Source organism: Bradyrhizobium sp. 482_C4_N1_8 (assembly GCF_052075965.1).
GTDB lineage: Bacteria > Pseudomonadota > Alphaproteobacteria > Rhizobiales > Xanthobacteraceae > Bradyrhizobium > Bradyrhizobium barranii.
Map to the genome: position 1 here is coordinate 2,142,961 of NZ_CP197231.1, position 19,132 is coordinate 2,162,092.

Annotated in this window: 16 protein-coding genes; 7 read left to right on the forward strand and 9 right to left on the reverse strand. The window is 64.3% G+C overall.

The genetic code is table 11. The features are described 5' to 3' along the window. Positions 1–6: 6 nt before the first annotated feature. From AB7Z56_RS10090 to AB7Z56_RS10110, 5 genes are all read left to right on the forward strand, one after another. A complete protein-coding gene (locus tag AB7Z56_RS10090) occupies positions 7–1,107 on the forward strand; it encodes an LLM class flavin-dependent oxidoreductase (protein ID WP_283017459.1) in 1,101 nt (366 codons plus the stop codon). Next, positions 1,104–2,042 carry an ABC transporter substrate-binding protein gene (locus tag AB7Z56_RS10095; RefSeq protein ID WP_283017458.1) on the forward strand — a complete coding sequence of 313 codons (939 nt, stop codon included), beginning with the start codon at positions 1,104–1,106 and terminating at the stop codon, positions 2,040–2,042. The genes AB7Z56_RS10090 and AB7Z56_RS10095 overlap by 4 nt, the downstream gene beginning before the upstream one ends. A gap of 327 nt (positions 2,043–2,369) precedes the next feature. Continuing rightward, on the forward strand, positions 2,370–3,215 hold the full coding sequence (locus AB7Z56_RS10100) for a CmcJ/NvfI family oxidoreductase (RefSeq protein ID WP_283017457.1): 846 nt from the start codon (positions 2,370–2,372) through the stop codon (positions 3,213–3,215). A gap of 102 nt (positions 3,216–3,317) precedes the next feature. Continuing rightward, positions 3,318–3,632, forward strand: coding sequence for a septal ring lytic transglycosylase RlpA family protein (locus tag AB7Z56_RS10105; protein ID WP_071910599.1), 315 nt, complete (start codon positions 3,318–3,320; stop codon positions 3,630–3,632). Positions 3,633–3,682: 50 nt separating this feature from the next. Continuing rightward, positions 3,683–4,852: a Gfo/Idh/MocA family protein gene (locus AB7Z56_RS10110; protein WP_283017456.1), complete on the forward strand. Its 1,170-nt coding sequence runs from the start codon at positions 3,683–3,685 to the stop codon at positions 4,850–4,852. Positions 4,853–5,047: 195 nt separating this feature from the next. Here the strand turns inward: AB7Z56_RS10110 and AB7Z56_RS10115 are convergent, their stop codons facing one another. The 8 genes from AB7Z56_RS10115 to AB7Z56_RS10150 form a co-directional block, all read right to left on the reverse strand. Then, complete coding sequence (locus AB7Z56_RS10115; protein WP_283017455.1) at positions 5,048–6,358, reverse strand: ABC transporter substrate-binding protein; 1,311 nt, start codon at positions 6,356–6,358, stop codon at positions 5,048–5,050. A gap of 161 nt (positions 6,359–6,519) precedes the next feature. Beyond that, the gene (locus AB7Z56_RS10120) at positions 6,520–7,569 is read right to left on the reverse strand and encodes a methyltransferase (RefSeq protein ID WP_283017454.1); all 1,050 of its coding nucleotides are present in this window, start codon (positions 7,567–7,569) and stop codon (positions 6,520–6,522) included. Between the two features lie 186 nt (positions 7,570–7,755). Then, positions 7,756–8,997 carry an ABC transporter substrate-binding protein gene (locus tag AB7Z56_RS10125; protein WP_283017453.1) on the reverse strand — a complete coding sequence of 414 codons (1,242 nt, stop codon included), beginning with the start codon at positions 8,995–8,997 and terminating at the stop codon, positions 7,756–7,758. 41 nt (positions 8,998–9,038) lie between these two features. Further along, positions 9,039–10,517, reverse strand: coding sequence for an ATP-binding cassette domain-containing protein (locus AB7Z56_RS10130; RefSeq protein WP_283017452.1), 1,479 nt, complete (start codon positions 10,515–10,517; stop codon positions 9,039–9,041). Beyond that, positions 10,517–11,443 carry a branched-chain amino acid ABC transporter permease gene (locus tag AB7Z56_RS10135; RefSeq protein WP_283017451.1) on the reverse strand — a complete coding sequence of 309 codons (927 nt, stop codon included), beginning with the start codon at positions 11,441–11,443 and terminating at the stop codon, positions 10,517–10,519. Before AB7Z56_RS10135 ends, AB7Z56_RS10130 begins: the two co-directional genes overlap by 1 nt. A gap of 1 nt (position 11,444) precedes the next feature. After that, a complete protein-coding gene (locus AB7Z56_RS10140) occupies positions 11,445–12,320 on the reverse strand; it encodes a branched-chain amino acid ABC transporter permease (protein ID WP_283017450.1) in 876 nt (291 codons plus the stop codon). A gap of 102 nt (positions 12,321–12,422) precedes the next feature. Continuing rightward, entirely contained in the window at positions 12,423–13,607 is a 1,185-nt protein-coding gene (locus AB7Z56_RS10145; RefSeq protein WP_283018928.1) for an ABC transporter substrate-binding protein, read from the reverse strand. 314 nt (positions 13,608–13,921) lie between these two features. Further along, positions 13,922–15,022, reverse strand: a complete 1,101-nt coding sequence (locus AB7Z56_RS10150; protein WP_283017449.1) for an NAD(P)/FAD-dependent oxidoreductase — start codon at positions 15,020–15,022, stop codon at positions 13,922–13,924. Positions 15,023–15,247: 225 nt separating this feature from the next. Between AB7Z56_RS10150 and AB7Z56_RS10155 the strand changes: the two genes are divergently transcribed. Beyond that, the gene (locus AB7Z56_RS10155; RefSeq protein ID WP_283017448.1) at positions 15,248–17,137 is read left to right on the forward strand and encodes a peroxidase family protein; all 1,890 of its coding nucleotides are present in this window, start codon (positions 15,248–15,250) and stop codon (positions 17,135–17,137) included. A gap of 87 nt (positions 17,138–17,224) precedes the next feature. On the opposite strand, the gene AB7Z56_RS10160 is transcribed toward AB7Z56_RS10155, so the two are convergent. Then, positions 17,225–18,442, reverse strand: a complete 1,218-nt coding sequence (locus tag AB7Z56_RS10160; RefSeq protein WP_283017447.1) for an SMP-30/gluconolactonase/LRE family protein — start codon at positions 18,440–18,442, stop codon at positions 17,225–17,227. 305 nt (positions 18,443–18,747) lie between these two features. Between AB7Z56_RS10160 and AB7Z56_RS10165 the strand changes: the two genes are divergently transcribed. Further along, positions 18,748–18,993 carry a hypothetical protein gene (locus AB7Z56_RS10165; protein WP_028152088.1) on the forward strand — a complete coding sequence of 82 codons (246 nt, stop codon included), beginning with the start codon at positions 18,748–18,750 and terminating at the stop codon, positions 18,991–18,993. Positions 18,994–19,132: the final 139 nt, after the last annotated feature.

Sequence of the window (19,132 nt, forward strand, 5' to 3'; positions counted from 1 at the left end):
ACGATCATGTCGATCGAGTTCATCGGCTTCATCAGCAACAACAATTCGTCCGAAACCGTCGTCCGCGAGGGGCCGGTCCTCAACCCCACCCACATCGAGACGGTGGCCAAGGCGCACGAGAATGCCGGCTTCGACCGCGCGCTGCTGGCGTTTCATTCGACGACGCCGGATGCGCTCCAAATCGCCCAGCACGTGCTGGGCGTCACCGACCGCCTCAACGTGCTGATCGCGCAGCGGCCGGGCTTCACCGCGCCGACGCTGCTGGCGCGCCAGTTCGCCGTGCTCGACCAGTTTTCGCGCGGGAGGGTCGCGCTGCATGTCATCACCGGCGGCAACGCCACCGAGCTGCGCCAGGACGGCAACACGCTCGACGACAAGGACGAACGCTACGCCCGCACCTCCGAGTTCCTCGATGTCCTCAAGCTCGAATGGACCAGCGACAAGCCGTTCACCTACAAGGGCAAGTACTACCAGGTCGAGAATGCGTTCTCGCAGGTGAAGCCGTATCGCCCCGAGGGCATCCGGATCTATTTCGGCGGCGCTTCGGATGCGGCGATCGAGGTCGCCGGCAAGCATGCCGACACCTTTGCGCTGTGGGGTGAATCCTATGCGCAGGTGCGCGACGTCACTTCCCGCGTCCACAACGCGGCGGTTCGTCAGGGACGGCCGACGCCGCGTTTCAGCCTCTCGGTGCGGCCGATCATTGCCCCGACCGAGAAGCAGGCCTGGGAGAAGGCGGAAGAGATTCTGGCACGTGCCACCGCGCTCCAGGACAAGACCGGCTACCGCAAGCCCGCCGACGGCCATGCCACGGCCGGCGCGCGGCGTCTGCTCTCGCTTGCCGACCAGGGCAGCCGCATCGACAAGCGGCTCTGGACCGAGATCGCCAAGCTCACGGGTGCCAACAGCAACACCACCGCGCTGGTCGGCACGCCCGAGCAAGTCGCCGAAGTCTTCGGCGACTATTACGATCTCGGCATCAGCCACTTCCTGATCCGCGGCTTCGATCCCCTGATCGACGCCATCGAATATGGCCGCGAGCTGATCCCGCTGACGCGCGAGCTGGTCGCCAAGCGCCAGGCCGTTCGCGGCGAGGCTGCGGAATGATCCGCCTCATGCTGGCCGGTGCGCTGCTGTTCGGCTCGTTGGAGCTCGTGGCGGCGCAAAACACACTGCGCGTTGGCGACCAGAAGGGCAATTCGCAGGCCGTGATGGAAGCGGCAGGTGTGCTCAAGGACTTGCCTTACAAGATCGAGTGGAAGGAGTTTCCGGCGGCGGCACCGCTGCTGGAGGCGCTCAGCGCCGGCGCGATCGAGACCGGTATCGTGGGCGATGCACCCTTCACCTTCGCCGCCGCCTCCGGCGCGCCAGTGAAGGCGATCGCCGCGATCCGTCAGACCCGCGAGGGGCTCGCGATCCTCGTGCCCGAGAATTCGCCGATCAAGAGCTTCGCGGACCTGCGCGGCAAGAAGATCGCGACGGGTCGCGGCTCGATCGGCCATCAATTGATCCTTGCTGCGCTCGAGAAGAACGGCTGGAACGCAAGTGATGTGCAGATCGCGTTCCTGGCGCCGTCCGATGCCAAGATCGCCTACACGCAAGGCTCGGTCGATGCCTGGTCGACGTGGGAGCCGTATGTCAGCCAGGAAGAGGTGCTGTTCAAATCGCGCCGCGTCATCACCTCGGAGGGTCTGACGCCGGGGCTGAGCTTCCAGGTCGCGCGGCCCGACGCGATCCGCGACAAGCGCGCGGAGCTGACGGACTTCATCCGCCGCCTCACGGCGGCGCGGGCGTGGTCGCTGAGCAACGTCGACAGCTATGCCGCGACCTGGGGCAAGCTGATGAACATCCCGACCGCCGTGCCGCAGAACTGGCTGTCGCGCGCGAAGATCCGGATCGCGCCCATCGACGACGGCGTGGTCGCGGACGAGCAGAGCACGATCGACCTCTATTTCCGCTGGGGCCTGATCAAGCAGAAGCTCGATGCGGCCGAGATCGTGGATCGGTCGTTTGCGGACGCGATCGCCAAGGCGGGGTTGTAAGCCACTCGTGAACCGGACGCGGCGCTTTCCCTCTCCCCTTGTGGGAGAGGGTGGCTCGCCGCGATAGCGGCGAGACGGGTGAGGGGTATCTCTCCGCGTACTCACCTCTCACTATTGAGTTCGCGGAGAGATACCCCTCATCCGGCGCTTCGCGCCACCTTCTCCCACAAGGGGAGAAGGGGAGTAGCGTACGCCGGGTTACCCTCGAAACATTTCTTCTGCGTTCCTCACCGCCGACAACAGCCCCATTGCTATTTACACCGCCTCCCTTGCACCGCGCCGCATCCCCGCAAAAATCAGATAGACGACCACATCGGGAGACCGGCTATGGGCCTGCAAGAAACAAAAATCGAATCGCTTCCCTTCGTCACTGCTGAACTCAACTACCTCGCGCCGGTTTCCGGCAAGCCGCGCACCTATGCGTTCGATCCGCCGCCGGGCGAGCCCAAGAGCACGTCGTTGCCGGAGCCGCATCAGGTCCCGATCTTCGATGCGCGCCTGATCGCGGACAATTTCTCGCTCGATCGCGAGGGCTTTGCGCTGGTGCGTCACCCGACGCAAGTGAAGGACTTTTACAACGACGAGGAAATCCGGGCGGTCTATTATCCCGCCGTCGAGGCGTTCCTGCGCGCGACGCTGAAGGCCGACCGGGTCGTCATCTTCGATCATACCGTGCGCAGGCGTGTCGAGGGGGCGGCGGATATTCGCGACGGCGGCCCGCGCCAGCCTGCGACGCGCGTCCATGTCGACCAGACCGCCGTCTCCGGCGCCAACCGCGTGCGCGAGCATCTGCCCGACGAAGCCGACGCGCTTTTGAGGGGGCGGGTGCAGGTGATCAACCTCTGGCGGCCGATCCGCGGACCCTTGCGCGATTCACCGCTGGCGATGGCAGACGGCACGACCGTCGCGCCCGACGATCTCGTCGCCTCCGATCTGATCTATCCCAATCGCCGCGGCGAGACCTATTCGGTGAAATACAATCCGAACCACCGCTGGTTCTATTTTCCCGAGATGGCGCCGGACGAGGCGCTGCTGCTCAAGTGCTATGATTCCGCAACCGACGGCCGCACCCGCTTCGGGCCGCATACCGCCTTCGTCGATCCGACCACGCCGGCCGATGCGGCGCCGCGCGAAAGCATCGAGGTCCGCACGCTGGTGTTCCATAAACAGTAACAATGTGTGATGGCACTGCCGGGCGCGCCCGGCAGTGTTCCTGGAACTTACCGGAACAAATCGACGTTTGCAGCGCCGGGCAGGGCAACCGGGAGCGGTGCCGTGCGAACGCAGACGACGTTATTCTTCAGTCTGGCCACTTTTTCGCTTTCTGCATTTTCTGTCGCGCAAGCCGAAAGCGGGCTTGCCTCATACTACGGTTACGGAAAAGCCGGTAAGGGCGGCGAACTGACCTGCGCTCACCGCACGCGCGCGTTCGGCAGCGTGCTGACGGTGTCCTACGGTGGCCGGTCGATTCAGTGCCGCGTCAATGATCGCGGCCCGTTTATCCGCGGCCGGATCGTCGATCTCTCGGTGCCGGCGGCCAAAGCGCTCGGCATGATGAGCGCCGGCGTGGTGCGGGTCTCGGTGGAATAGGCTGGCCGTCGCGCTATAGTGCCGCCCAACGCAAGGCTAAGGGGGGTGCTATGGCCAGGATTCGGGTGGGGCTTGTCGGCTGCGGCTTCGTGTCGGAGCTGCACATGTATGCGTTCCGCCGCGTCTACGGTGTGGATGTCGAGGTCGCGGCGGTCGCGGCGCGCGGCGATCATGTCGTTGAATTCGCCGGCCGCCATGGCATTCCGCGGGTCTATCGCAGCTTCGCCGAACTGATCGCGGACCGCGAGCTCGATGTCATCGACATCTGCACCCCGCCCAATCTCCATGCCGACATGATTGTCGCCAGCATGCAGGCCGGCAAGCACGTGATCTGCGAAAAGCCGTTCGCCGGCTATTTCGGCCGTGCAGGCGACGCGCAGCCGATCGGCAAGCATGTGCCGAAGGCGCTGATGTACGAGCGGGTGCTCGCGGAGATGGACGCGACGCGGGCCGCGATCGAGCGCACCGGAAAACTCTTCATGTATGCCGAGGACTGGATCTACGCACCGGCGGTGACCAAGACCGCCGAGATCATCAGGGCGACCAAGGACAAGATCCTGTTCATGAAGGGCGAGGAGAGTCATTCCGGCTCGCACGCCGCGCATGCCGCGCAATGGGCGATGACCGGCGGCGGTTCGCTGATCCGCATGGGCTGCCATCCGCTCTCGGCTGTGCTTTATCTCAAGCAGGTGGAGGCCAGGGCGCGCGGCGAAACCATCCGCGTCGCCAGCGTCACCGGCGACGTCGGCAACGTCACGGCCGTCCTGAAGCCCGAGGAGCGCACTTACATCAAGGCCAATCCGGTCGATGTCGAAGATTGGGGCACGCTGACGGCGACCTTCTCCGACGGCACTAAGGCGACCGTGTTTTCCGGCGACATGATCATGGGCGGCGTGCGCAATCTGATCGAGACCTACACCTCGGGCGGTTCGCTGTTCGCCAACATCACCCCGAACACGCATCTGATGAGCTACCAGACCAGCGAGGAGAAGCTCGCCAGCGTCTACATCACCGAGAAGGTCGACCGCAAAACCGGCTGGCAATACGTCTGTCTCGAGGAGGAGTGGACGCGCGGGTACTTGCAGGAGATCCAGGACTTCATGGAATGCGCGGCGAGCGGCAGGCAGCCGCTATCGGACCTCGCACTGGCGTATGAGACGATCAAGGTGAACTACGCGGGCTACTGGGCCGCGGAGGAGGGACGGCGGGTGGTGTTGTAGGCCGCGAGCGGAGCCGCAGTTCACCTCGCCCCGCTTGCGGGGAGAGGTCGAAATTCGCGCGTAGCGCGGATTCCGGGTGAGGGGGACTCTCCGCGAGTCTCATTGTCACCGCCCCCGCGGAGACTCCCCCTCACCCCAACCCTCTCCCCGCAAGCGGGGCGAGGGGGCCAAGTCCCGCCGCGGCCGCAACTGCCCTCACGCCCCGTAGGTCGAACCCTTCGGCAGCGGAAACACCGGGTCCTGCGTGCGGATGTTGGTCGGCCACACCACCGAGATGCGCTCGCCGGCGTTCTGCATCACCACTGGCGTCGAGCGCTCGTTCTGGCCCGACAGCGGCGTGCCCGGCGGGAAGAACTTGACGCCGTAGCCCTGGATGGTGCCGCCGGCGGGAATGTCGACGTCGAGCGCGGCCTTGCGGATGGCCTCGGGATCGAAGCTGCCGTATTTCTCCTTGGCGACCGGCAGCACGTTGTTGAGCAGCACCCAGGTCTGGTTGAAACCCATCGAGCAGTGTGGCGGCACTTCGGTCGCGCCGGTCTTGGCCTTGTAGCGCGTGACCATGGCGTTGGTCAGATCGCCGATGCCCGGTGCGAGCTTTGCGGGATCGAGCAATTGCGCCGGCACCGGATCGATGTTGCAGAAATTGTCGATGTCGGCGCCGAAGGTCGCGCGCAGCTTGTCGAGCTGGCTGTAGCCGGCGCCGGCGCCGAACAACATCTTGAAGCGCAATCCGCTCTCGCGCGCCTGGCGCAGGAACAGGGTGATGTCGGGGTTGTAACCGGCATGCGAGATCACGTCGGCCTTGGCGCGCTTGATTTTCGTAACGAGCACCGAGAGGTCGGGCGCCGAGGCGGAGTAGCCCTCGCGCAGCACCACCTGGATGCCGGCCTGCTTGGCGTAGGCCTCGTCGGCCGCCGCGACGCCGACGCCATACGGGCCGTCCTCGTGGATCAGCGCGACCTTGACGTCCTTCGGATCCATACCGAGCTTGCCTTGCGCATGCTCGGCGAGGAAGCTCGCGAAGGCCTGGCCATATTGGTCGGAATGGATCTGCGCTCGAAACACGTATTGCAGGTTCTTGTCCTTGAACACGGCGGTCGAGACCGCGGTCGTGATCCAGAGGATCTTCTTCTGCTGCTCGACCTTGGCCGCGAGCGGCACCGCATGCGAGCTCGCATAGACGCCGTTGATGATGTCGATCTTCTCCTGACTGATCAGGCGTTCGGCCTCGTTGATCGCAACGTCGGGTTTGCTCTGGGAATCCGCGGCGACCGGAGCAATCTTGGTCTTGCCGCCGACACCGCCTTTCTCGTTGACGAGATCGATCGCGATCTGCGCGCCGATTGACGAGGCGACCGAGCCGCCGGCGGCGAAGGGGCCGGTGAGGTCGTAGATCAGGCCAATGCGCAAATTCTCGGCTTGCGCCTGGGCCCGGGTCCAATCGAGGCTGAGTGCAGCGGCGGCGGCCGCAGTGCTCTTCAGCAGCTGCCTGCGTGAAGTCGGCATCCTATCCTCCCTCAAAACCCGTCTGTTGATTGGTCTTGTTATTTTTTTGCGAATTATGGGGAGCGGGACGATGGAAAGTCAACATGGCGAAAGGTCGATAGGCGGGTGCTGGCGCAGAACGCAACTGCGAAGACGGACTGCATCGAGCGATCTGCCCGATCTCAGTTCGTGTCGGAGCGCATGGCCTCGAATACCGCAAAGCCTGCACCGTCGAGCAACGGCACCACCCTCGCCAATCGGAATCCGGCCTGCTCCAGCAGGGATCGATATTCGGCGTCGGTGCGCTCCATGCCGGAGACATTGACCAGCATCTCCATGTCGATATGGAGTACGCGCATGGCGTCGCGATGATCTGGCTCGATCCGTCGTTCGATCAGCAGAACCCGAGCATGTCCTGGCATTGCCACGCGAACATTTCGCAGGATCGCCAGCGATTGATCGTCGTCCCAATCATGGATGATCTGCTTCAGGATGTAGGCGTCTGCGTCTGCCGGAATGGTTTCGAAGAAGCTCCCGCCGATGATCTCACATCGGTTCCTGCCTCCAATCGCCTCCAGAGAAGCACCGGCTACGACATCGGGAAGGTCGAACAGCACGCCTTGCATGGTCGGGTGATCGGCCAGAATCGTTGTGAGCGTGAAACCATGTCCGCCGCCTATATCGACGATGCGGCCTATCCCGTGAAAATCGTAGTGCTTGAGAAGCGCATTGGCCAACCGGGCGGAGCTGGTTGTCATCGTCGCGTTGAAAATCGCGGAGAGCTCGGCGTCCTCGCGCAAATAGTCGAAGATCCCCGTCCCGTGTGCGTGATCGAAGGCATGCTGGCCGGTCTGTACGGAGTGCAGAAGATGGCTCCAGGATTGCCAGTGCGACTCGCTGAGCCATAGCCGCACCACAGGACAGATCGAAGCCGGGATATCGGCGCGGAGGGTAGACCCAAGCGGTGTCAGCGCAAATTGCCTTGGAGACGTCTCGTCGAGCAGGCCGGCACCGGCCAGGAAGCGAAGCAGCCGGTAAAGGGTCGGAGCATGGCTCCCGGTCGTTGTCGCCAGATCGTCGCAATGGCGCGGGCCTGCCGCCAGGTGATCCGGAATGCCAAGCTCGACGGCAACGCGCAGGGCCTGCGAAATGCGGTACCCACCGATCAGCCTGAAGATCTGGGCGAAATCTTGAGGTGCGGGAGATTGTCCGGGAGAGATGCTTGCGTCCATCTGAGATGCTCCGCTTCATCACCGGCGGGGTACATGGCGGAGGTTGCGGCAAAACGTCAACGTGACCCAAGGTCGCTACGGGCCGGCCGCGGCGCAGCATGTTTTCTGAAGGACAAAGATTCTTGAAGGCAAGGAAAAGCCCACCGCTCGCGAAGGAGCGGTGGGCCTGATGCCGGGACGAGCCGGTTACTGCGACAGCTTCACGAAGGCGGGAAACTTCAGCTTGCCTTCCGCGATCTTCTCGGGCCAGACCACGACCTGCTTGCTGTCCTGCCACTGGAAGACGAGGCCGGACACGGTCGTGGGACCGGACTTGATGCCGTGGGTGAACTCGTCGTCCTTGCCGTAGAACTGGATGCGGCCGATCGTGCCCTCGTAGTCGGTCTTCTCCAGTTCAGCGACCATCTTGTCGGGATCGGTCGAGCCTGCGCGCTTGATCGCGTCGGTGATGAAGTAGACCTCGTCATAGGCGGTGTAGCCGGTATAGGCCGGCGGCGTGCCGAACTTGGCCTTGAAGGCGGCCGCGAACGGCTTCGTCTTGGCGGTCACGGCGACATCGGGCGTCGCCACCGCGAGCGACGGCACGCCGTCGGCGGCGCCATTGGTGTCCTTCCAGAAGGTCGGGCTCAGCGCCTGCGCGCTGATGCCGAACATCGGGATCGGCACCTGCTGGTTCTTCCACTGCACCGTCGGCTGCACGCCGACATGCGAGATGCCGGTCACGATCACGTCGGGCTTCTTGCCCTCGATGTTGTTGAAGATCGGCGTGAAGTCGGTGGTATCGGGCGAGAAGCGCACATGCTCCACGACCTTCAGGCCCGCCTTGGGCAGGCAGGCCTCGTAGCCGACGTCGAGCGGCTTGGTCCAGGCGGCGTCCTCGCTCATGATCGCAACCGTCTTGAACTTGAGCTTGTCGACCAGGAGATCCTTGGCGGCGTCGCAGACGAGCTGGGCCTGGGCCGCCGAGGTCAGATAGCCGTGGAAAGTGTACTTGTTCTTCTCGTAGTCGTTGTGGATCGCCTTGGTGATCTCGTTCGAGGCGGCGCCCGGCGTGATCAGCGGCATCTTCAGCCGCGCCGCCCAGGGCTCGAGCGCGAGAACGACTTCGGAGATATAGCTCGCGATCACCGCGGAGACCTTGTCCTCGCTCACCGCGCGCTGGAACGCGCGCACCGAGTCGGCCGACGAGCTCTTGTTGTCATAGGTGACGATCTCGACCTTGCGGCCGAGAATGCCGCCCTTGGCGTTGATCTCGTCGGCAGCGATCTGCGCGCCGCCCGGGGTCGCAGCACCAGCGATCGACTGCACTTCGGCGATGACGCCGATCTTGATCGGATCGTTCGACTGCGCATAGGCGGGCGCGGCGAGGCACAGGGCCAGCGCCGAGGCGAGAAGGAAGCTGCTGCTTGGATTCGTCGATGGTCGCATGGTCGTTTCCCTTTGCTTGTTTTGTTATTGATACGCGCGAATTAGAGAAAATCGGCGCCGGCTTCGCTCGCGAAGCGGCCGGGATCGCCCTCCCAGACGATGCGGGCGTGCTCCAGCACATAGACGCGGTCGGCATGCGGCAGCGCGAAGGTGACGTTCTGCTCGCCGAGCAGCACCGTGATCGCGGTGGTCTGCCGCAGCTTCGTCAGCGCCTTGGACAATTGCTCGAGGATGACGGGAGCGAGGCCCAGCGTCGGCTCGTCCAGGATCAGGATCTGCGGCTGCATCATCAACGCGCGGCCGATCGCGAGCATCTGCTGCTCGCCGCCGGAGAGCGTTTGTGCCATCTGGCCCTGGCGCTCCTTCAGGATCGGGAACAGCTCGAACAGCCAGGCGAGCTGCGCGGCGCGCTTGTCGTCGGAGAGATGCTGGCCGCCGAGATCGAGGTTTTCGCGCACGCTCATCTCGCCGAACAGCTCGCGCGATTCCGGGCATTGCACGAGGCCACTGCGCGCGATTTTCGCAGGGCTCGTGCCGCGCAGCTTGGCGCCGCTGCGCACGATCTCGCCGCTATAGGGCATGAAGCCGGAGATGGTGTTGAACAGCGTGGTCTTGCCGGCGCCGTTGAGGCCGACGACGGAGACGAACTCGCCCTCGTGGACGTGGATCGAGACGTTCTCCAGCGCCTGCGCCTTGCCATAGAATACGCTGACATTCTCGACCTGGAGCAGCGGCACCTTGTCCTTGAAGCTGGTCTCGGGCCGCGCATGGGTCTCGATGGCGCCGCCGAGATAGACCCGGCGCACCGTCTCGTTCTTCATGACGTCGTCGGCCTTGCCCGTGACGATCTCCTCTCCGAGATACATCGCGAGCACGCGGTCGACGAGCGCTGCAACGCTCTTGACGTTGTGGTCGACCAGCATCACGGCGCGGCCCTCGTCGCGAAAGCTGCGGATCAGGTCGGAGAAGACGTCGACCTCCGCCCGCGTCAGCCCGGCAAAGGGTTCGTCCACCAGCACGACCTTCGGGTCACGCGCGATCGCTTTCGCAAGCTCCAGCCGGCGGAGGTCGGCGAAGGGCAGCGTCGGCGGGCGGCGGTTCATCACGCTGCCCAACCCGACGCGGTCGGCGATCCGTTTGGCGCGCTCGACCAGCGCCTTGTCCGGGAACAGCATGAACAGGCTGTCCGGCAGCAGCGCGACCATGATGTTCTCCAGCACGGTCTGCCGGTTCAGCGGCCGCGAGTGCTGGAACACCATGCCAAAGCCTTTGCGCGCGATCTTGTGCGCGGGCAGGCCGGCGACGTTCTCGCCCTCGAAGATGACCTCGCCCGATGTCGGGCGTTCGATGCCCATCACGCTCTTCATCGCGGTCGACTTGCCGGAGCCGTTCGGCCCGATCAGGCCAAAAATCTCGCCGGCGTTCACCTCGAAGCCGAGGTTCTTCACCGCCGTCAAACCACCAAAGCGTTTTGTCAGGCCGCGGACGTCGAGCACGGCCCGGTTTGCGATCATATCCATCACGAACGCGCCTCACGCGAGAGGGCCGCTCCGAGGAAGCCGCCGGGGAAGAACAGCACGACGAGCAAGGCAACCGCCGAGACGATGAAGGTCGCGAGCTCGCCGGTTGGCCTTAAGAATTCGCCGGCGACGATCAGGAAGATCGCGCCGAGCGCGGCGCCAAGCACGGTGCGCCGGCCGCCGAGCACGGCCGAGACGATCACGTTCACGCCGACCGCGACGTCGACGACGGTGCCGACCGAGGCGGTGCCGAAATAGAACACCAGCAGCGCTCCGGATAAACCAGAGAAGAACGCGCTGACGATGAAGGCGGCGAGCTTGTGCTTGACGATGTTGAAGCCGAGCGCGCCGGCCTGCACCGGATCCTGGCCGCTGGCCTGGAGCACGAGGCCAATCGGGGATTGCGACAGGCCGTAGAGGATAGCCGCCGAGATCGTCATGAAGCCGAGCGCGATCCAGTAATTGGCGCCGGCGTTGATGGTGATGACGTCGGGGATGGTCAGGCCGATCTCACCACCGGTGAGATCGGCGAACACCACGATGAAATTCTGCAGCATCAGCACTGCGACCAGCGTGGTCAGGCCGAAATAGGGCCCGCGGACCCGGAGCGCCGGCAACGCCAGCACGAGGCCGGCGATGACGGAGGCGAGCGCCCCTAACACGATGCAGAGATAAACCGACCAGCCGTACTGGGCGTTGAGAATGCCGGCGGTGTAGGCGCCGACGCCGATCAGGAAGGTGGGCCCGAAATTGACCTCGCCCGCGAAGCCGAACAGCAGGTCCCAGGCCATCGCGAACACGCCGAAATAGAACGCGACGGTGAGCAGGCCGAGCACGTAGCCGGAGACGTAGAGCGGCAGCGTTGCCGCGACGATGACGAGCGCGACCGAGATGAAGAACAGGCGGGAGGTGAAGAAGGTGGACATCTCAGCGCCTCCCCAGAAGGCCCTGGGGCCGGATATACATCACGAACACGAGCAGCAGCAGCGCCGGAATGGTGCGGTAGGCCGGCGAGACCAGGTAGGCCGTCAGCGTCTCGAGATAGCCGACCACGAAGGCCGCGATCAGCGAGCCGGAGACGCTGCCGAGACCGCCGAGCACCACGATCGAGAACGCGCTCGCCGTCAGCGGTCCGACGCTGTAGGAGCTGACGCCCAGGAACATGCCCAGCAGCACGCCGGCGATGCCGGCGAGGATGCCGTAGATCGCCCAGACCACGATGTAGATGTTGGTGAGCTCGAGCCCGAGTAGCGTCACGCCGCGCGGGTTCATCGACGCCGCCAGCACCGCCTTGCCGGTGCGGGTGCGGTTCACGAGCAGCCACAGCAGTCCGATGACGAGGCAGCACACGATGGCGGTGAAGATCTCGTTCTTCGGCGTGCGGACGCCGAGGATCTCGACCACGCCCTCGACGATCGGCAGCACGGTCTTGGCGTTGTTGGTGAAGAAATAGGCGATCAGCTCCTGGATCATGATGCCCCAGAGCAGCGTGCCCGTGAGGACGAAGATCTCCTTCTCCTCATTGGGGATGCGCCGGGAGTCCTGAATGGGCTTCACCACCGCGAAATAGGTCGCAAAGGCGGTGAGGAGGGCGACGGCGACCCCGATCAGCGCACCGGCATAGGTGCCGACGTTGAGGATGCTGGCAGCGGCCCAGGCCGCCACCGCTGCGGCCACCATGATGGCACCGTGGGAGAGGTTGAGCACGCCGGAGACGCCGAAGATCAGGGTGAAGCCGGTGGCACCGAGAGCGTAGAGAGCGCTGATGGCAAAGCCATCGATCAATATCTGGAAAGCTCGCATCTATGATTGGCCGGGTGGCAGCCGAGCTGCCGCTTTGAGGAAAGGTGCTGCGGAGAGCCGCATGCGGAAGCTCCCGGGAGGTGGTCCCGGGAGCATGTCCTGCTAGTTGCTGAGCTTGATGAAGCTCGGGAACTTGACGTCGACCTTGGCGACGTCCTTGGGCCAGACCGCGCTCTGCTTGCCGTCCTGCCATTGCAGCATCAGCCCGGTGATCAGGCCCTTGCCATATTTGATCGAGTGGGTGAACGGATCGTCCTTGCCGTAGAACTGGACGCGGCCGATCGTGCCTTCCCAGTCGGTCTTCTCGAGCGCGGCGACGAGCTTGTCGGCGTCGGTCGAGCCGGCGCGCTTCACCGCGTCGGCGATGTAGTAGACCTCGTCATAGGCGGTGTAGCCGGCATAAGAGGGATAATTGCCGAACTTCTTCTTGAAGTTCTCCGCGAACGGCACCGATTTCGGCGTCACCGCGACGCCGGGCCCGGAGACGCCCTGATAGAGCACGCCTTCGGCCGCCTGGTTGGTGTCCTTGCCGAAGGTCTCGTTGGTTGCCTGCGAGGAGATGCCGAACATCGGGATCGGCACCTGCTGGTTCTTCCACTGCACCGTCGGCTGCACGCCCACATGGGAGATGCCGGTGATGATCACATCGGGCTTGGAGCCCTCGATCTTGTTGAAGATCGGCGTGAAGTCGGTCGTATCGGGCGAGAAGCGGATGTGGTCGAGCACCTTCAGCCCGATCTTGGGCAGGCATTCCTCGTAGCCGATGTCGAGCGGCTTGGTCCAAGCGGCGTCCTCGCTCATGATGACCGCGGTCTTCATGTGCATCCTGTCGACGAGCAGGTCCTTGGCGCCGTCGCAGACCGAGAGCGCCAGCGCGGCGGAGGTCAGATAGCCGTGGAAGGTGTACTTGTTCTTCTCGTAGTCGACGTGGACGCTCTTGCTGATCTCGTTGGAGGCGGCACCCGGCGTGACGAATGGCGTCTTCAGCCGCGAGGCCCAGGGCTCCAACGCCAGCACGACCTCGCTGATATAGCTGGCGATGACCGCGTTGACCTTGTCCTCGTTCACTGCGCGCTGGAACGCACGCACTGAATCCGCCGACGAGGAGTGATTGTCGTAAGAGATGATCTCGATCTTGCGGCCGTCGACGCCGCCATTGGCGTTGATCTCGTCGGCGGCAAGCTGCGCGGCCTGTGGAATGGAGGCGCCCGCGATCGCCTGCGCTTCCGCGATCACGCCGATCCTGAGGGGATCGGCTGCAAGTGCCGCGCCTGACGCTGCCATCATCGCGCCTGTCGCGGCCGCACCGAGCGCTATTCGCAATGCAACAGAGAGTCGTTTTTTCATGTTGTTCTCTCCCTTTGAACAGGCCTCTTGTGAGCCATTATGTCGCAACTATAACGGCGACGGCATTCTCGGCAAGTGAAACCGCGTTCAGGATTGGTAGAGACGGACTAAAGTCTAGCGCTGCGCAAATTGCGGGCAGGATAGCCGCGAGACACCCATGACGCGCGCAGGCATGCAGATTCTGTCGGCGGGCATGCGTGAGCGTTAAAGCCTTGGAGCGTGCAGTAGCCTACAAGACGAGCACCGATGCCGGTTCAGCGCGCTTGCAGCAGTGATGGATCGAGCGGCCTCAATCGGGCCGGATCGAATGGCGACAAGTCACCACGCGTCGCATCCTTGGCGATCAGCTGCGCCAGCGCTTCGCCGGTGGCGGGCGCATTGAGGATGCCCCAGACATTGTGCCCGGTCGCAACATAGAGGCCTTCGCTCTGCGGCACCTTGCCGATCAACGGCAGGCCGTCCTCAGTCACCGGTCGAAAGCAGGCCTGCTGCGCGATGATCTTTTCGGGACGAAACAGTGGCGACAGCCGTTCGCACATGATTTGCAGGCGCGCGATCGCATCGACGTCCGGCGTTACGGCCGCCGGATCGAGCGGCAGCGGCGCGATGTCCGAGAGTGCGGTGATATGCGTGCTGCCATCGGCGCGTGGAAAGACCTCGATCGACACGGCGCTGCCGTCCTCGTCATACTCCAGGAACAACGCATCGGCCGGAACGTCGGGGCCGATGTCGTACACGATGCTCGGGCTGCGCTGGCCATAAACGGCGGGCAGGCGCATCCATTGCGCGGCGAGCAGCGACCATGGTCCCATCGCGATCACGACGGCGTCCGCCTCAACGAGGCTGCCTTCGACCTCGACACCCTTCGCGGTCGTCCCATTCGCGTCGCGCGCGATGCCCGTGATGCGGCCAACGCGAAGCTTGGCGCCTTGCGCGACTGCCGCGTTCATCACGGCCGAGGTAAATTTGCGGGGATGAACGATCGCAGTCGTCTCAGTCGTACCGATGCGCTGTGCGATGACGACGCCGTTGGCGAGCCAGCCGAGCGCGGATGGTGCATTCCGGCGCGGATCCCCGTCGGAAGCAACAAAGCCGCTAAACGCGGTCATCGGGCGATAGCCCCAATCGCCGGCGATCTCCTGCGCCAGCTGCGCGTGAAGCGCAAAGCTTCGCCGCGCGAGTACGTCGAGCGGCGAGCCGGCGCACCAGTCACGCGCCAGAAAGCCGCCGGCCTTGCCGGAGGCGGCGGCCGCGACCTCGGTCCGTTCGACCACGATGACCTCGATGCCGTGGCGCCGGAGAAACAAGGCGGTGCAGGCCCCGATCACGCCGCCGCCGCAGATGATGACGCGCATGGCTTGTTCCTTGGATAGTGCTGCGCTGATGTGCGCAACATCGCCTGTTCGGCACGATCATTCAGGCCAAGATTGCCGCTTCGCCGCTAGAGGTGCAATTCTGTCGTATATCGAATGTCGTCACTCAACGATCATGCGAGCGTCATAAAGAATCACAAAAGCGTCATGCCGCAAGCCGCCAATGGAGCAGGCGCTGGGGCGAACACTCTACGGGGAGGGTAAACCATGGCGCTCAGATTCCGCAGCATCGACGGCTCCAACAACAATCGTGCGGATCCCACCTTGAACCAGGCCGACACCGACTTTGCTCGGCTGGGGCCGGCAAATTTCGTCGATGGGGTCAATGAAATGACGCCAGGTCCGAATCCGCGCGAGATCAGCAACATTGTCGTGGCGCAGGCGGATATTGGCGATGGCGAGGAAGGCCCGCATCTCGTGGATGACGCCGGCGTCGCGCTGTCAGGCATGATGTATGCGTGGGGCCAGTTCATCGATCACGATCTGGATCTGCAGAAGGAGGGCACAGGCACGGATGATATCTCGATCAAGGTCCCGGCTGATGATGAGTTTCTGCCGCCCGGCAGCATGATCCCGTTGACGCGGGTGGCGATCGATCCTGCGACGGGGGTCACCGGGCATCCGGCAGCCGCGATCAATACGGTGACGGGTTGGCTGGACGGATCGCAGATCTACGGTTCCGACGCGGCCACTGCAGCGAGCCTGCGAACGGCCGACGGCCATATGAAGGTGTCGGCGGGAGACAATCTCCCGATCGTCGAGACCGAGCACGGCAACGTCTTTGCGGCCGGTGACGTGCGGGCGCAGGAGAATCCCGACCTGACCGCCTTGCAAGTCTTGTTTGTGCGCGAGCACAATTACCAGGTCGATCGACTGCACGAGGACCATCCGAACTGGAGCGGCGACAAGCTATACGAGACGGCCAAGGCCATCACCACGGCCGAGATGGTCAACATCACCTACAACGAGTTCCTGCCGCATCTGTTGGGCGAGGACGCCATCAAGCCGTACCAAGGCTATGACCGCACGGCAGACGCGCGGATCACCGAAGAGTTTGCCGGTGCGGCCTTTCGCTTCGGTCACTCCATCGTCTCCGACGAGATCAGTGCGACCAGCAATCTGGGTGCCTTTACGTCGGAGCAGACGCTGGCGCAATCGTTCTTTGAAGACACGGCGACTTTCAAGGCGACTGGAGCGGATGGCCTGCTGCGGCATCTGTCGGGGGACCTGGCCAACCCGCTGGACGCTCACATTGTCGATGGCTTGCGAAACCTCCTGTTCGATCCTCCGGACGGCATGGATCTGGCAGCGATCAATATCCAACGCGGCCATGATCTTGGGCTGGGTACACTGAACCAAACCCGGGAGGCGCTGGGGCTTGCGCCTTACACCAGCTTCGATCAGCTCAGCTCTGATCCGGCGACGGCAGCAGCGTTCGAGAAAGCCTATGGTTCGATCGATGCCGTCGATTTGTGGGCCGGTGGATTGGCTGAGGATCATGCGCCAGGAGCCGTCATCGGGCCCACCTTCGGCATAATCATCGCCGACCAGTTCACCGCTTTGCGCGACGGCGATCGCTACTACTTCGAGAACCAGGGTTTCGATAAGCAGACCCTGAATGAGATAAAGAACACCACGCTGTCGGACCTCATTCTGCGCGACACCGATACCACTGCGATGCAGAGCGATGCCTTCGTCGCCACCGAGCGGCACAGCGGCACGCTGGGCGGCGTAGACCCGACCGGAGAAAAGGCTGCAGCAGGCATGGCGCAGCTTGTGGTCGGATCTCCCGGCAGGGATACCCTGACCGGCGGAGATCTGGATGACACGCTGGTCGCCGCGGCCGGCCGCATGACCATGACCGGAGGTGCCGGTGCCGACACATTCGAATTCGACCTTGGTGTTCTCGCAGGTAAGCACAACACCGCGGTCATCACCGACTTCGATCCCAAACAGGACAAACTGCAATTTTCGAACGACGTTCACGTCACGAAATCATCTGACCATCATGGCGGAACCCTGTTGCAGGTCGGCTCCGAGACCATCGACCTGCTGGGCGTAAAGCCGTATGAGATGCATCATCACGAATGGGGATAATGCTGGGTCGCTTCAAACGAGCGATACAGCATCATTCGGCGCCGGCGAGGCACGCCGGCGCCGTGTCGTGATCCTGTTCGTCCCGCGTCAGCCTGGGCCGGCGCCTTGCGTCGCCGTGTACACGGCGTAGAGCGACTGGCTCGCGGCCATGAACAGGCGGTTGCGCTTGGGGCCGCCGAAGCAGACATTGCCGCACACTTCCGGCAGGCGGATGCGACCGAGCAGCTTGCCCGCCGGCGACCACACCGTCACACCGCTATAGCCGACGGCGCGCCCGGCGTTGCTGGAGGACCAGACATTGCCGTTGACGTCGCAGCGCAGGCCGTCGGGCCCGCACTTCACCCCGTCGATCACGCAGTCGCTGAACTTCCTGGGGTTGGAGAGCTTGTTGTCGGTGCCGACGTCGAACACGAAGATCTCGCCGTTGCCGCCGGGCCCGGTGTCGCCCGGTCCCTTGCCGGTCGAGGCGACGTAGAGCTTCTTGTAGTCCGGTGAGAAGCACAGGCCGTTGGGATCGGGCACCTGGTCCTCGGTGACGACGAGGTCGATGCGGCCCGAGGGATCGATGCGATAACAGTTGGTCGGCAGCTCGCGCTTGCCCGGCACGAAGCCGGCCGGCTGTCCGATCCGCGGATTGAGCTTGCCGCCTGCGTTGCTCGGGCCGCCCGCGACGTCGGGCTCGCCTTCATAGAGCTGGCCGCCATAGGGCGGGTCGGTGAACCAGTAGCTGCCGTCGGGATGCGCGGCGACGTCGTTCGGCGAGTTCAGGCGCTTGCCCTGATAGGAGTCCGCGAGCACCGTGGCCGTGCCGTCATGCTCGTAGCGCGTGACCCGCCGGGTCAGGTGTTCGCAGGAGAGCTGACGGCCCTGGAAGTCGAACGAGTTGCCGTTGGAATTGTTGGAGGGCGTGCGGAACACGCTGACGCGGCCGTCGTCCTCGGTCCAGCGCATCTGCCGGTTGTTGGGGATGTCGCTCCAGAGGAGATAACGGCCCTGCGCGCTCCAGGCCGGGCCCTCGGCCCACAACAAGCCGGTGTAGAGGCGCTTGATCGCGGTGTTGGGCTGCGCCAGATCGTCGAAGGACGGATCGACGGTGATGATGTCGGGGTCCGAGAAATAAGTCGTCGGCGCGCCGTTGGGGCCGAAATCGCGCGGCGGGGTGGTGATCGTCGTTGGCGGTGCGGCAGGTCCGGTCTGGGCCAGCGCGGGGCCGGCTACGGTCGCCGCAGCGCCGAGCGCAAGTCCCCGCACGAGTGTTCGTCGTGAAAGCGCAGCATCCTGGTCACGCTGCTCTGGGCGTTTCATCGCGTCCTCCCGGTTATGTTCGGCTGGCCGGTTGATCCGGCCGAGCGGGCGGAGGTTAGTCCGGTCCGCGCCCGGTTGCGAGGGGCAGGTACGCATCCTCCGCGCGATGGCAGGCTTGGGAAGGCTGGAACGCGGCGGCATTGCGGCGAGGCGAGGGCAGAAGCGGCAATTGGTCCCGGTCTCGTCGTTCGGGGCCTGTCGTCGGGCTTTGCGCGGTCAACCGGTGCGGCTTTTAGGACCTGTCAAGCCTTGACCTCACGCGCGATGATGGCAGAACGTTTCCGGGGTATCAGCCGGAGTTCATTGTGTTAGCCGTTGTCGCACTGGTCATTGCGCTCGCCATCGCGTTCGCCGCCGGCTATTTCACCCGCGATCTCGCCTCCCGCAAACGACGCGCGGAGGCGCGCCGCTGGCGCGAATATACCGAGCCGGGCTGGCTCCGCGCCGCCGCACCCGCCAACACCAACGAGGCCGCCCCCGTCGCCACCGGCGAGCTCGGCCAGATGCTGGACCGTTGGGAAAGCAGGGCCCGCGCCCGCCGCGCCGGATAGCCCGGCCGGCGATCAGGCCGGCACTCCACCCGCATTCCGATGAGCGACTTGTCCGCCTTGGCTCGAAGAGCGAAGGCGGAAGCGATATCCGGGACGGCTGATCCCGCAGATCGCTCCGTTTCCGATCACTGCAATCCGT